Origin of the sequence: Acinetobacter sp. VT 511 (genome assembly GCF_001077515.1) — a bacterium.
Lineage (GTDB): Bacteria > Pseudomonadota > Gammaproteobacteria > Pseudomonadales > Moraxellaceae > Acinetobacter > Acinetobacter schindleri.
This window is the reverse complement of sequence record NZ_LFRE01000068.1, coordinates 1-14,405: the sequence shown is the minus strand read 5'-3', so window position 1 is coordinate 14,405 and position 14,405 is coordinate 1. Positions and strand designations below refer to the sequence as shown.

The 14,405-nt window shown below is 41.9% G+C and carries 8 protein-coding genes and 4 pseudogenes; 2 read left to right on the top strand and 10 right to left on the bottom strand.

The features are described from left to right. Window positions 1-116: 116 nt before the first annotated feature. Together ACS72_RS10260 and crp are read right to left on the bottom strand one after the other, a co-directional pair. Window positions 117-1,166 (bottom strand): NADP(H)-dependent aldo-keto reductase, encoded by a 1,050-nt coding sequence (locus tag ACS72_RS10260; protein ID WP_048882049.1) that lies wholly within the window; start codon window positions 1,164-1,166, stop codon window positions 117-119. A gap of 181 nt (window positions 1,167-1,347) precedes the next feature. Next, window positions 1,348-2,052: a cAMP-activated global transcriptional regulator CRP gene (gene crp, locus ACS72_RS10255; RefSeq protein WP_004894131.1), complete on the bottom strand. Its 705-nt coding sequence runs from the start codon at window positions 2,050-2,052 to the stop codon at window positions 1,348-1,350. Window positions 2,053-2,199: 147 nt separating this feature from the next. On the opposite strand from crp, the gene ACS72_RS10250 reads away from it, so the two are divergent. Further along, window positions 2,200-2,622 (top strand): OsmC family protein, encoded by a 423-nt coding sequence (locus tag ACS72_RS10250; protein ID WP_008306567.1) that lies wholly within the window; start codon window positions 2,200-2,202, stop codon window positions 2,620-2,622. Window positions 2,623-2,700: 78 nt separating this feature from the next. On the opposite strand, the gene ACS72_RS10245 is transcribed toward ACS72_RS10250, so the two are convergent. The 3 genes from ACS72_RS10245 to ACS72_RS10235 all read right to left on the bottom strand — a co-directional run bounded on the left by ACS72_RS10245 (window position 2,701) and on the right by ACS72_RS10235 (window position 7,929). Then, the gene (locus ACS72_RS10245) at window positions 2,701-3,741 is read right to left on the bottom strand and encodes a metallophosphoesterase (protein ID WP_008306569.1); all 1,041 of its coding nucleotides are present in this window, start codon (window positions 3,739-3,741) and stop codon (window positions 2,701-2,703) included. Window positions 3,742-4,048: 307 nt separating this feature from the next. Further along, a complete protein-coding gene (locus ACS72_RS10240; protein WP_004894125.1) occupies window positions 4,049-6,286 on the bottom strand; it encodes an NADP-dependent isocitrate dehydrogenase in 2,238 nt (745 codons plus the stop codon). Window positions 6,287-7,275: 989 nt separating this feature from the next. Continuing rightward, the gene (locus ACS72_RS10235) at window positions 7,276-7,929 is read right to left on the bottom strand and encodes a YitT family protein (RefSeq protein ID WP_008306573.1); all 654 of its coding nucleotides are present in this window, start codon (window positions 7,927-7,929) and stop codon (window positions 7,276-7,278) included. Between the two features lie 424 nt (window positions 7,930-8,353). On the opposite strand from ACS72_RS10235, the gene ACS72_RS10230 reads away from it, so the two are divergent. Beyond that, a complete protein-coding gene (locus ACS72_RS10230; protein WP_008306574.1) occupies window positions 8,354-8,545 on the top strand; it encodes a hypothetical protein in 192 nt (63 codons plus the stop codon). A gap of 187 nt (window positions 8,546-8,732) precedes the next feature. Here ACS72_RS10230 and ACS72_RS10225 read toward each other — a convergent pair. From ACS72_RS10225 to ACS72_RS10205, 5 genes and pseudogenes are all read right to left on the bottom strand, one after another. Next, window positions 8,733-9,460, bottom strand: a pseudogene (locus ACS72_RS10225) (ABC transporter ATP-binding protein). Further along, a pseudogene (locus ACS72_RS10220) lies at window positions 9,453-10,677 on the bottom strand (ABC transporter permease). Before ACS72_RS10220 ends, ACS72_RS10225 begins: the two co-directional pseudogenes overlap by 8 nt. Then, a pseudogene (locus tag ACS72_RS10215) lies at window positions 10,674-11,897 on the bottom strand (efflux RND transporter periplasmic adaptor subunit). Before ACS72_RS10215 ends, ACS72_RS10220 begins: the two co-directional pseudogenes overlap by 4 nt. Window positions 11,898-12,210: 313 nt before the next feature. Continuing rightward, window positions 12,211-13,938 carry an NAD-dependent malic enzyme gene (locus ACS72_RS10210; protein WP_048882048.1) on the bottom strand — a complete coding sequence of 576 codons (1,728 nt, stop codon included), beginning with the start codon at window positions 13,936-13,938 and terminating at the stop codon, window positions 12,211-12,213. Between the two features lie 272 nt (window positions 13,939-14,210). Beyond that, window positions 14,211-14,405: pseudogene (locus tag ACS72_RS10205) on the bottom strand (IS30 family transposase); the annotation flags it as partial.

Below are 14,405 nucleotides of genomic sequence, written 5' to 3'. Positions count from 1 at the left end.
TAGTCAAATCATATTTCAAGTGAACAAAGAAGAATTTTTATTCAGCCACAAACTTAATTATGTGAAATAAAAAAAGCCTTTATCAATAAAGGCTTTTCCGGAATAAATTATAAAAATTATGGTGCCGGATTCGGCTGCTGACGATGAATCGCTTCAATGCCTTTCAGTACTTCTTCAGACAGGTTGACTTCAAAAGCCTGAATATTTTCTTTTAGCTGATCCAGATTAGTTGCACCAATAATCGTGCTGGTTACAAAGAACTGCTGCTTAATAAATGCCAATGCCAATTGAGTCAAGGTCAGACCATGCTGCTCTGCCAGTTGTGCATATTGCTCCACCGCCCATTCACTTTCCGGATTGCTATAACGGCTAAAACGCGAGAATAAGGTGACACGAGCCTTCGCCGGACGTGCACCATTGCGGAGTTTACCCGTCAGATATCCGAATGCCAGTGGTGAATATGCTAGCAAGCCAACACCTTCGTATTTGGCAATTTCTGACATACCGATTTCATAGGTGCGATTCAGCAGGTTATATGGATTCTGTACGCTGACAAATTTTGATAATCCCAGTTTCTCGGCCAGATGCAGGAACTTCATCGTCCCCCATGGGGTCTCATTCGACAGACCGATATAACGGATACGGCCATTTTTAATTTCATATTGCAAGGCGGTCAGGGTTTCTTCGAGATCCGTCACTGCACGGTCTTCGGCCGCTTCAGCATTGCCATAACCGAGTTTACCAAAGAAATTCGTTGGGCGTTGCGGCCAGTGCAACTGGTATAAGTCGATATAATCGGTTTGCAGACGTGACAATGACTGGTCTATGGCCGCTGAAATTTCATCTGCCCCAAAACGGGTCTGTCCATCACGGATATGACTACCACCTTGTGATGGACCAGCGATTTTGGATGCTAAAAACAGTTTGTCACGACCGCCACGTGATGCAATCCAGTTCCCGATAATGCGTTCTGTCGCACCTTGAGTTTCCAGTTTTGGCGGTACCGGGTACATTTCTGCGGTATCCCAGAAATACAGTCCTTGATCCCGTGCATAATCGAGCTGCTCAAAAGCTTCTTCCTGGGTATTTTGTTCACCAAAGGTCATGGTGCCTAAACAGATTTCTGGAAGTAAAATGCCGGTATCTGCAAGTGGTTTGAATTGCATGAATAATTCCCTGTCTATTCTAGGTTTGACTTATCATAATAAAGTACACATAGAGTATAGAAGGAAAGCGACGGGCTGAAATCATCTTTTCTAAGAAGTTTGTTCTTATTTGTGATGTTGGATTTTCCGCAGCTATAAAAAAAGCAAACCCGAAGGTTTGCCCTTTTCTCAAAATTGCAGCTTATTCTTCTGAATCATCTTCAGCTGGTACTTCGTTCTGTTCCAGTGAGGCATCAAAGATCAGAATTGCTTTACCATCTGTTTCGATCATGCCTTGCTCTTCAAGGGTTTTCAGTACGCGACCGACCATTTCACGGGAACAACCTACAATACGGCCAATTTCCTGACGGGTAATACGGATCTGACGGCCATTTGGCAAGATCATCGCTTCAGGCTGAGCTGAAAGATCGATCAGACAACGTGCGATACGACCAGAAACATCAATAAATGCCAGGTCAGTTACTTTACGTGTCGTATTCTTCAGACGGCGAACCAGTTGGGCAAAGACCGCATAACTCAAGTCAGGATATTGTTTGCTCAGTTCATGGAAGTTTTCGTAGCTAATCTCTGCAATTTCACAAACGTCACGCGTACGCACTTCTGCAGTACGTTGTGGATTTGCTTCGAATAAGCCCATTTCCCCAAAAAAGTCACCCGCGTTCAAATATGCCACGACAATTTCACGCTCATCATCTTCACGAAGAATGATCGATACAGACCCCTTCAGAATCAAATATAAAGATTTAGATTCTGTTCCTGCATCAACGATCGTTGTACGTTTTGGGTAACGGTTGATATATGCACGTTTTAATAATGCCTTCACGGATTCTGGCAATTGTCCCGGAGAAAGTGCATCTGTGCTTAATTGTGAAAAGTTTGAAGTCATGCTAGCAGTTCCAAATAAGGATAATTTTTAGATCGCACAAGACCTAATGTGAACTTGTCACACAGTGGGAATGAAATTCCTTATCAACCCAATTTATGTTAGTGTACAGTTACTTCGTAAATTTATAGCTTTTTTTAGGTAGTTGCAATGCAAACAAGCGTTCATTGGTTAGAGAATGTTGCTTTTGAAGCAAAAACGCAAAGTGGTCACAGTATCGTCATGGACGGATCGCCAGAATACGGTGGTGAGAACCGTGGTCCTCGCCCAATGGAACTTCTATTAACCGGTTTGGGTGGTTGTGCTTCGTTTGATATTGTCACCATTTTAAAGAAAGCGCGTCAGGACATTACTGATGTTCGCTGTGAACTCAATGCAGAACGTGCCGACGCGATTCCTGCAGTATTTACGAAGATTCACCTGCATTTTGTGGTGACAGGTAAAGGCATTAAAGAGAAACAAGTGGCTAAGGCTGTCGAGCTTTCTGCCGAAAAATACTGCTCAGCCAGCAGAATGCTGTCTGATGGCGGTGTGGAAATTACGCACGATTTTGAAATTATTGAAGCTGAATAATCTGGCTGATCTAGTTATAAAAGCGGTCCCTCAGACCGCTTTTTCTTTATCTGTTCTTTGATATCAGACCAACACCATTTAGACAGATTGAGAGGTCGAATAAGTCGAACCATCCTCAAAAATCACCTGCTTTTCAGGCCATCTAAGAGCCGCTAATTTGCTTGAAAATTCTCGTTGCTGCTGCCGATCCAGATAGCGTTTCCCGACTGAATAATCCACACAGAACACATTTTGCTTATGCCCAAACCACTGTAGCGGATCAATCTGCTGAAACAGGCCAGCTTTCACTTCAGCCAAGTCAAATTTACGCCAGTAATGACCAATAATGACGGGAATATCCTCCTGATAATCCTCCCACCAAGGCAGACGGTCTTTCATACGCCATTTGCCGCCGGCATAAATGGGCTTATCTGTCATATATTCGGCACCAGAGGTCAATACTTTGATTGGATTATACATCTGCTCAATCCATTCCTTTTGTGCCAGATATTTCAGCCAGGGAATATCGCTATTCGGATCAGTGAGCGCTTCACGAAACTGCTCTGCTTCTTGGCATGCCTGTTCTGTAATACCTGCATCATTAATGTGTTGCTGGGTCTGCTGGACAAAATGTTCATAGGCTTCAAGTAAATGCAGCTTGTCCAGTGCTTTTAGTTGTTGAATGGAGTGTGTATCCCAGCAGGCATGCACAACCCGAATTTGATCTGATTCCAGTGCAATGGGTAAAGTTTGCAGAAATTGTAGAATCCACTGCTGGTCTTCTGGCGTAGCAGGTACAGAGTAAAAAGATTTATGGTCATCCATATGGGGTGAGCCAAAATACCAGCCATTGCCTTCACGATAGGATTGATTTAGCAGGTTCAGCTCATGGTTACCCAGCACACAGTAGGCATGGCCCCGCTCCATTAGAATCTTCACTTGCTGAATTACCGCGACGCTGTTTTGCCCACGGTCACAAAGATCACCCACAAAGATCAGCTTACGCTGTTCTGGATGCTCACCTTTAAGATTATAGCCCATGACATGTAAGAGACTGTTTAAGGCGTCGATCTCACCATGAATATCACCCACAATGTCGAACCGATCTCCCTGAATAGGCTGGATGAACTGATATGACATTCAGACACCTCCTCGACATTTGAGTCCTGCAATTACTCAGACTGAGTATTAATCTAATTCTTTCAATATATTCATTATATTGTCTATACCTTTAATCGGGTGTTCAAGCTAAATTTTTGGGGCGTTCAAAACGAACCATCTTCTTATCTATATGAAATGGCTGTTTATTCATTTCACCTATAGCTCTAAAGGCTGATGCTTCGACAATAAAGCATCCCTTTAGTTTTCATCATGGTAAATAAAAACCGGTGCCTAAGCACCGGTTTTTATTTCAGTTCACTAAGCTGATAGTCAGTGCAGCTTCTAATTAAGCCTGTAGTGATTCAATGATCTGGTTCAATGTCGCACTTGGACGCATTACAGCATTTACTTTCGCAGGATCAACTGCGTAGTAACCACCGATGTCTACAGTTTTACCTTGAACAGTATTCAGTTCTTCAACGATTTTCGCTTCGTTTTCAGCCAAGGCTTGTGCGATAGGCGCGAATTTCGCTTTCAATTCTGCATCTTGATCTTGTGTAGCAAGCTCTTCAGCCCAGAATTTAGCCAGGTAGAAGTGGCTACCACGGTTGTCTAACTCGCCAGTACGACGTGATGGAGACTTGTCATTGTCAAGCAATTTACCAGTCGCAGCATCAAGTGTGTTTGCAAGTAGTTTCGCACGTGGATTATTTTCTTTAATACCCATTTCTTCTAGAGAAACAGCAAGTGCCAGGAACTCGCCTAAAGAATCCCAACGTAAGTGGTTTTCTTCTACCAGCTGTTGTACATGCTTAGGTGCAGAACCGCCCGCACCAGTTTCGTACATGCCGCCACCCGCCATTAATGGCACGATAGAAAGCATTTTCGCAGAAGTACCCAGTTCCATGATTGGGAACAAGTCAGTCAGGTAGTCACGCAGGATGTTACCAGTTACTGAAATAGTATCCAGGCCACGAGCAACACGTTCAAGCGTATAACGCATCGCACGTACTTGAGACATGATCTGGATGTCTAGACCGTCAGTATCATGATCTTTCAAATAAGTTTGAACTTTCTTGATCAGTTCGTTTTCGTGTGGACGGTACGGGTCAAGCCAGAAGATTGCAGGCATGCCAGAGTTACGTGCACGCGTTACAGCAAGTTTTACCCAGTCGCGGATCGGTGCGTCTTTCACCTGACACATACGCCAGATATCGCCTTCTTCCACGTTCTGAGACATCAACACTTCACCTGTTTCCAGATCAGTGATGTTCGCAATACCTGCTTCAGGAATTTCGAAAGTCTTGTCGTGTGAACCGTATTCTTCAGCTTTTTGCGCCATCAAACCAACGTTAGGTACAGTACCCATTGTACGTGGATCGAAGTTACCATTCCATTTACAGAAGTTGATCATTTCCTGGTAAATACGTGCGAAAGTAGATTCAGGCATTACCGCTTTACAGTCGTAAGGTTTGCCGTCAGCACCCCACATTTTACCACCACCACGGATCATTGCAGGCATAGAAGCATCTACAATAACGTCGTTTGGAGAATGGAAGTTAGTGATACCTTTCGCAGAATCAACCATTGCAAGCGCTGGACGGTGTTCTTGACAAGCATGTAAGTCACGGATGATTTCTTCACGTAAAGAAGTCGGAAGTGTTTCAATCTTTTCGTAAAGTCCAGCCATACCGTTGTTTACGTTAATGCCTAGCTCATCAAACAGTTTACCGTGTTTCTCAAACGCTTCTTTGTAGTAAATGCGCACACAGTGACCGAATACGATCGGGTGTGACACTTTCATCATGGTCGCTTTAACGTGTAGAGAGAACAGGATGCCTGCTTCTTTACAGTCATCTAATTCTTTTTCATAGAAGTCACAAAGCGCTTTTTTGCTCATGAACATGGAGTCAATGATTTCGCCGTCTTGAAGCGCAACTTTTGGCTTAAGAACAATGGTTTCACCAGACTTAGTGATCAATTCCATTTTCACGTTACGTGCGCGATCTAAAGTCATCGACTTTTCACCGTGGTAGAAGTCACCTTCATCCATATGTGAAACGTGAGTTTGTGACCACTGTTTCCACTCGCTCATAGAGTGCGGGTGTTTTTTCGCGTAGTTTTTAACGGCAGTTGGGGCACGACGGTCAGAGTTACCTTCACGTAATACCGGGTTTACAGCAGAACCGAGGCATTTACCGAAACGTGCTTTAAGTGCTTTTTCTTCTTCAGTAGTTGGGTTTTCTGGGTAATCAGGAATTGCATAGCCCTTAGACTGAAGCTCTTTAATACATGCTGTTAACTGAGCTACAGAAGCACTGATATTAGGTAGTTTAATAATATTTGTGCTTGGATCTTGTGTAAGACGGCCTAGCTCAGCAAGGTTGTCAGCTACTTTCTGTTCTTCAGTCAGGTAGTCTGAGAATTCTGCGAGCACGCGTGCTGCAACAGAGATGTCAGTTTTGACAATCTCAACGCCAGCAGGCTTAGTAAAGGTCTCAATGATCGGCAGTAGCGAGTAGGTCGCCAACAATGGCGCCTCGTCGGTCAGTGTGTAAATGATTGTTGACTTTCCACCAGCCATATATAGCCCCTTGCGTTTGATAGAGTTTTGAGGATCAAGCTTTTGACTCAGACCCTGTGAACCGATATGTTTGCATTAAACCTTGAGAGTATCGTATCTCCTTGCTTTACAGTCAACGAAATATCATTTCAAGTTGTGATTTTGCTGAAAAATTATACAATTTGTTGCAATTTTCTATTGATTATAATCCAATCAATTTCCTCATCTTTCATATACAAAAAATCTATTATTCTTATTCTGCCTATTTCTAAAGAATATTTAGCAGTTTTTCTAATATATAGTTTTTTTAGAGCTGATAAGTTCTAATGAATCCTTAGGTTTACTCAGGTTATTCACCGTATAGAAAATAGCTTTTTTATAAATACCTTTACTTTAAAAAGCCAAATAGACTATTCATCATCATCATTTTTAGCACTATTTCAGGGCGATCAAAGTTTTTAACTATTAAAAGAGACAAAAAAACGATGAATAGTTTTGTTCAGTGTTGGACTTAATGACAGACTACTTAAAACATCTTGGTCAATTTAAACAAAATCTGAATATGTTAGCAAAAATGATGATTTTACTGTTTTTAATTTTATTCTGATCATAGTGTTTTAGATGGATAAATCGGCAAATTTAAGTTAAAAAATATACTTTTTTTATTTATCACTAATCTACTCTAGGATTGTAATTTTGAGATGTTCATAAGGGGTGTTGCTCTACTTTTAACACAATAAATTATTGTAGATATTTGTTATAAAAAAGCCGTCGGCTACAAAACTGAAGGTGGAAAGAAGTCAGTAAAAGAAAGGCATTTAGATAGCAAATTAAAGCAATTCAAGTAAAGTTAAATATAGTTAGCTATCAGTACACATCCTAGCGATCATGTTCTGATGGACGTGGTTTGATTCAATATTAAAGAGCAACAGGCCTTGTTATTCATTGCTCTTTTCTAGATTTATGAATCAGTGTTAATGCTTAGGCTATTTTCCAATCCTGTCTTTTATTCAATGCCCTTTATAGCGTCCCGGTCGATGATTAATCGCCAGAAAACTTCCCATGATCACTGCTGCCAGAATTGACCAAAGCACTTTATCAAATGGCACAATCCAGAGTGCAAGTAGCACCACAATACAGTCAATTACCATCTGTACATTGCCTGCTTTCATACCCCACTTTTCCTGTGCATATAGGGAAATGATGGTTGCACCACCGAGACTGGATTTATGTCGGGCCAAGAACAGCACACCGGTTCCCATCAGAAAGCCACCTGCAATCGCGGCAAAAGCTGGATGCAAATAATCAATATGCAAATACCGAGGTGCAATAAAGGTAATCAGAGAGAGTAAAGCGACAGAAATAAAAGTCTTAAGCGTAAATTCCCTGCCAATATATTTCCAGGCGAACCAGTAAAAAGGGATATTGATCACAAAATAGATTAGACTGAAAGACCAGCCTGTGGCGTAATGCAGCACAAAGGCAAGCCCTGCGGTACTGCCGGTCAATAAGCCCGCCTGAGCAAACATGGTCATACAGATACTGACAAACAGAGAACCTGAAAATAAGGCCTGTAGGTCTTCAAAAAAAGTATGTTTTCTGGTCTCCTGCGGTGCAGGATGACGCGTGGGGTAAATCACCCGAGGATTAGATTGAATTGCCATATACGCTAACCTTTAAAACTCTTTTTCGCTTGTGGCGAAGCCGAGGGTTTAATTTAGGCTCTGCACTTCTGGCACAGAACCTGACGGTATGTTGTTATTGCAATTTGCTTGCCAGCAACAGGCACCAAAAACTGATTTTTATATAAAATTTATCATTCTCTATGTCAAAAGATATTTGGTACTAGACTTAGATTAATACATTGATCTGTCCAGGAGAAAAAGAAATTGTGAACTAATGCTTCTAAACAAGCATTAACATTTATAAAGCACTTATTAGGGTTATTAGCGAGTCATTAAAACCACTTACATCGGCAACAATTTTTTAAATCAGCCGAGCTATAAATACAACAGACTTGGGAGGTTGGGTTTTTATAATAGAAAAAATATCCAATAACGTGATTCATGAAGAAGTAGGTAAACTCTTATGGCAAATCCAGATGAAAACAAAGAACTTGAGGAAGCATTGAACGAAGAATTTCCTGAGGAGGAATTAGACCCGCAAGAAAAGCAGGATCGGGAAATTCAACGTGGTCAATTAGGTATAGATAAAGATCCCCAAGTTAAACGCGACCAGATCCGTCAAAGACATGAGGATGAAGAAGATGAGAATCCCTAGCTAATCATCTTTATGGTATTGCAGGCCTTTAGCATTATATTTGGCTTGAACTACCCTACCCCCTGAAAAATCCTGAAAATACAGGTCTGTCCCTCTGCTTTGGATACTTTTTGAAAAACTAATCTTATTAGAACATGAGCGACATGATCAAAATCAGAATAGTCATGTTCTTATAATGATGAATGAGTCATTCCTTCGCTTCTTTCTCAACCCTTTGTATTCTGGTATCACTTTGAATCAGGCCATCGACCAGATGGTACGATCACAGGTGGCTGATAAACGCGGATCATGGATGACTAAAAGTACGGCACAATCCCGTTCCTGATGCACCTTACGAAATAGCGCAAACATTTCTTCCGCAGTTTGTGTATCCAGATTTCCAGTGGGTTCATCCGCCAGCAATAAAGCTGTATTGGTAATTAATGCACGAGCAATCGCAACACGCTGTTGCTGTCCACCAGACAGCTCATTCGGTTTACGATCAGCAAACTTTTCCAGTCCAACTGCTGCCAGTAATTCACGTGCCCGATTAATTGACTGTTGATCGGGTCTGCCGTGGGTCAACATTAATGGTATTAAAATATTATTAAGTGCAGTAAGTGCCTGAATCAGATGGTGAAACTGGAAAACAAAGCCAATACTGTTGCCTCGTAATGCAGTCCGTTGTGTATCTGTCATTTTACTGGTCGGCTGGCCCAGCAGATATAATTCACCACTGCTCGGTTGATCCAGCAAGCCCAGAATATTCAATAAGGTACTTTTTCCTGAACCTGAAGGACCAATCAACGCAGCAAAATCCTGACGTTCAATACACAGATCAATGCCGTGCAAAACTTCCACTTCATTTGGCTGACCGATGTTATAGGATTTTCGCAGCGCCTCTAAACGCAAAACTTTCTGAAACTGCTCAGACATGACGTATGGCCTCCACTGGGTCCAAGGCTGCTGCACGACGTGCTGGTATAGCGGCTGCCAGTACACCGGTCAAAGTTGCTAATAACAGCGCGAGAAGTACCAGTTCAATAGGTACTGGAATATAAAACAGACCTGGTCCAAAATTATTAAAAATCCATACCAGACCATAACTGGCAGAGCTTCCAATAGCCGAACCGATAAGCCCAAAAATCGCCCCCTGAAACAGGAATACTCTTAAAATTTGTGTTTGGGTTGCACCAGTCGCGCGTAAGATTCCAATTTCCCGGGTTCGTTGCACCACGCTAACTGACATGACACTGGCAATACCAAACGCAACTGAAACGGCGACGAAAATAATAATCATATTGGTCGAGAGACTTTGTGATGAAATCGCATTCATCAACTGAGCATTGGTTTCAATCCAGCTTTCAGCCTGCAAGGACGTCAGGCGTCCTACCTGATCCGCAATCTGGTCTGCCTGAAAAAGGTCCGTTACCCGCAGATCAATCACTGTTACCCCACCCGGCAGCAGCAACAAAGACTGTGCCTGTTTCAAATCCAGATACACGTAGCGTGCATCCAGCTCACGCACCCCTAGCTCAAAAATCCCGGCAATATTTACCAAGGTACTTTCTTGCTGCCCGGTATCCAGCCGTAATTTACTCCCTTCCTGCACACCAAGATCTTTAGCCAATTCACTGCCAATCACGACATCATCCGCACCAATCCTTAACTGACCACTCTGTAAGTATTCTTTTAAAGGAATAATCTGCTGATAACGTTCCAGATCAATCCCAACCAGTGCAACAGATTCGATCGCATCCCCACGCTGGACCAGAGCCGGTCCAGAAACAACAGGTGATACTGCAGTCAGAACGGGCAATTGATCCAGTGTCGTTACAATTTGCTGCCAGTTATTGATGGAACGTAAGCGTTGCGCACTTTTATCTTCCAATACAAGCTGAATAATACCTTTTTTTGGTCGGTGCGACCTGATTGACTTCATCTGGAGACAATAAACGGATATGTGCCTGGGTCCCTAAAGTCCGGTCAATCAGATTGGATTGCAGACCTTGAATCAATGCTGTAATAAATACAATCACAGCCACGCCCACTGCAACTCCGACAGTGATCATGATGGATTGTGATCGGCCTTCACGTAAGAAACTGACCGCAATTGTCCATTCGGTCCATAGCCGTCCGAAAAAGTTTTTCAATCGAGTTTCACCGGTATTTCGTTTTTAGTATTGCTTTGATTGGCAGGATTTTCAGTTAGGATATTTTGCGGTTTTATCCACACTCGTGCGCCATTTTCTAAAGAAGCGTCCGGATTAGCCAGTACCTGATCCCCTTCCTTCAAACCTGAAATTACTTCAGCACGATCCAGACCACGCAAGCCTAATGTGACTTGTTGACGTTGAACCTTACCATTGCGTACCAGTAGTACCGTCGCTTTATCTCCTTTGAGACCGGTAAGCGCATCATTAGGTATGGCTAAAGCTCGCTCGCGACGACCCGTTTCGACATTGACTGAAACCGTCATATCCTGACGTAGAAAATCAGGTACCGGATCTACAGTAAGTTTAAGCTCAACTGTGCCACGTTGCGGATCGATACTTGGGGCAATAAAGCTAATCCATGCAGGGAAAGTGTACTCCGGATAGGCATCAGCAATCACCGTTGCTTTTTGCTGTAACGCCAATCGCGATAAATTACGTTCATCCAATGGAACGCGAATTTCAGTATTGCCATTAATGGCAATAGTAAATAAGGTCTGTCCCGGCTGAACCAGATCACCCGGCTCTACATCGCGAGTCAGTACTGTGCCTGCGACCGTTGCACGAATTTTGGTTTTGTCCAGTTGAGCCTGAGTAACTGCAAGCTGCTCGCGCAATGAGGCTTCTTCAACCTGTCCTTGTGCCAATGCAGCTGCCTTGAGTCGTGCGGTTTCAAAATTATTGCGTGCGACCCTTTCCGCTTCGACAGCCTGTTCAATTTCTTCAGCTGAAAGAATACCTGGTTCGGCATTACGTCGACGGTTGGCTTCACGGCTGGCCTGCTCAAGTTGAGCTTTGGCGGAGGCTAACTCCGCTGCGGCCTGTGGACGTCGGCTTGTAGCCAATTCGGTTAATGCAACTTCTGCCTGACGCACCTGGGCAGCCAATTCATCTGATTTCAGTACGACCAGCAGATCGCCTGGTTTAACTTGATCACCTTCCTGAACGCGTCGTTCCAGCACAACACCAGCAAGCTCACTGCCAATGTCAGCACGGGATACCGTTGCCACACGTCCTGTTGCTACCACATTTTGTACTAATGGCATCGCCTTTAAGGTATAGCTCGGCAGTTCCGGTCCTTTCCATCAGCGAAAAAGTACAAAACCCACGATTAGGATCAGTAATATAACAATCAGAATTTTATAGCGGGCAGCACGCACATGGACATCTCCGAGGATTTTTAACTGCATATTCAATTAAAAAGGTATAGAAGTATTTAGTTGTTTCGTAATCTTTAATTTATAACAAGTTTTTATGATGATTTCATATACCAGTTTATTCAACATTCTTTAATAGTTTCAATTAAACTGTAAAATTATTCCTTTTGAATCCGCCTAGATTCATTTTTGTATCAGATGTTATAAATCCAGAAAATGTTACTCATGAAGATCATCGTCTTAGCTACTCAAAAAAGGGTTTATAAGTATATTACTTATAAACCCTTGCGCCTAGATCCTGTGATCTGATCACCTATTAAAATGTAACCCGCTCATATCGACGATATTCAGGTTTCCAGAAATTCGCTTCAATTGCTTCTTTCAACGTTTCTATAGTTGCCTGAGGAGCCACCCCATCTTGTATTGCCGCTTGCGCAACTCTTAATGCAATCACCTTGGAAATTTGCTGAATCTGATCCAATTCAGGCAACAAATCGGCTTTGGGATCTTTCAATTTTGGTGAGCATTCAGCTAATGCATTGCTTGAGGCCATTAACATATTATTGGTCACTCGCTTCGCTCCAGATGCAATTACACCCAATCCAATCCCAGGGAAAATATAGGAGTTATTACATTGCGAAATGTTATAAATCTCTCCCTGATAATTGACGGGTGTAAATGGGCTACCTGTGGCAATTAATGCTTTCCCATCTGTCCACTGGATAATATCTGAAGGAACCGCTTCCACTTTGGAAGTTGGATTAGATAATGGGAAAATAATCGGATGCTCACAGTGCTCAGCCATCGCTGTAATGACATCTTTACTGAATAAGCCCGGCTGTCCAGATACACCAATAAGAACTGTAGGTTTCACAAATTTCACTACATCAAGTAATGAAATCGTACTTTCCGCATCTGCCCATTTGGCGATATTTTTTGGATCCTGAGCTAATTTTCGCTGGAAATCTAAAAGATTTGGCTGATTTTCAGTAATCAGACCAAAACGATCTACCATGAAAACACGTTTACGTGCCTGAGCATCTGTTAATCCTTCCGCCACCATCTGGGCAACAATCTGCTCCGCAATACCACATCCTGCAGAACCTGCTCCGAGGAAAGCTACGGTTTGGTCTTTCAGTTGTTTATTAGAAGCATGTGATGCTGCAATCAGGCTACCCACTGCAACTGCAGCCGTCCCTTGAATATCATCATTGAAACAGCATGCTTGATCACGATATTTTTCTAATAGTGGCATCGCATGATGTTGAGCAAAATCTTCAAATTGAATCAGGACATTTGGCCATCTTTTTTGAACGGCATGAATGACCTGATCAACAAAATTGAAATACTCATCGCCACTAATACGCGGTTTACGCCAGCCCATATAGATCGGATCATTTAAGAGCTGTTGATTATTGGTTCCTACATCCAGCGTAATTGGCAATGTATAAGCCGGACTGATTCCCCCACATGCAGTATATAAGGCTAATTTTCCAATCGGAATGCCCATTCCTCCGATCCCTTGATCACCCAAACCTAAAATCCGCTCACCATCTGTAATCACCACGACTTTGACATTTCTGCGATTGACGTTATGTAAAATCTGATCAATGCCCTCACGGTCAGCATAGGAAATAAATATCCCACGATGCCGACGATAGATATCTGAAAAGCGCTGACATGCCTCGCCTACCGTTGGGGTATAAATGATGGGCATCATTTCACTTAAATGATTTTCAATTAAATGATAAAACAGCGTTTCATTGGTATCCTGAATGTTACGCAGGTAGATGTGCTTATTAATATCATCATTAAAAGAACAGTATTGCTGATAAGAACGCTGACTTTGTTCTTCAATAGACTCAATGACATGCGGGATAAGCCCATGTAAATTAAAATTCTTTCTTTCTTCTTCGGTAAAAGCAGAACCTTTGTTTAGAAGAGGCAGCTCAAGTAACGTATATCCTGCGTATGGTACATAAAGAGGACGTTTCTCTATCTGATTTTTAGTCACTTTACTTGACTCACTTCTGGAATTTGGCATAACTCTCTAAAAATAGCTGAATAAGTTCTATATTTTTATCTTATCGCTATTTCTAATATTTTAGATATTTTAATAATTAATACTAATAAAATGAGTATTTAGTAAATTAATGTCTTATAAAAATATCAGCAAACAAATTATTTTTTATGCATACTTTAAAAGATCCTATGTTTTTCTTTTTTAAAATTAGGTAATATCAAAAAATACTCAAGCTTATAAACCAATAAAATCAATCATATATATCAATTTAACGAATTAAAAATAGGGCGAATTCAAACATGAGGTGCGACAGTTTGAAAAGTCTTATGATAATCAACAAGCTGAGCAAATTTCTCTAATGGTGTAAGCCAATCTAACGCTTTTCTAGGACGAGTATTCAGTGACATGGCAACTTGATTTAAATAATGCTGATCTGCCTGATTTAAATCAATCCCTTTAGGTAAATATTGCCTAATTAAACCATTCAT

Coding starts and splice junctions, on each gene's coding strand:
- ACS72_RS10260 (WP_048882049.1), bottom strand. CDS start 1,166: ATGCAATTCAAACCACTTGCAGATACCGGCATTTTACTTCCAGAAATC.
- crp (WP_004894131.1), bottom strand. CDS start 2,052: ATGACTTCAAACTTTTCACAATTAAGCACAGATGCACTTTCTCCGGGA.
- ACS72_RS10250 (WP_008306567.1), top strand. CDS start 2,200: ATGCAAACAAGCGTTCATTGGTTAGAGAATGTTGCTTTTGAAGCAAAA.
- ACS72_RS10245 (WP_008306569.1), bottom strand. CDS start 3,741: ATGTCATATCAGTTCATCCAGCCTATTCAGGGAGATCGGTTCGACATT.
- ACS72_RS10240 (WP_004894125.1), bottom strand. CDS start 6,286: ATGGCTGGTGGAAAGTCAACAATCATTTACACACTGACCGACGAGGCG.
- ACS72_RS10235 (WP_008306573.1), bottom strand. CDS start 7,929: ATGGCAATTCAATCTAATCCTCGGGTGATTTACCCCACGCGTCATCCT.
- ACS72_RS10230 (WP_008306574.1), top strand. CDS start 8,354: ATGGCAAATCCAGATGAAAACAAAGAACTTGAGGAAGCATTGAACGAA.
- ACS72_RS10210 (WP_048882048.1), bottom strand. CDS start 13,938: ATGCCAAATTCCAGAAGTGAGTCAAGTAAAGTGACTAAAAATCAGATA.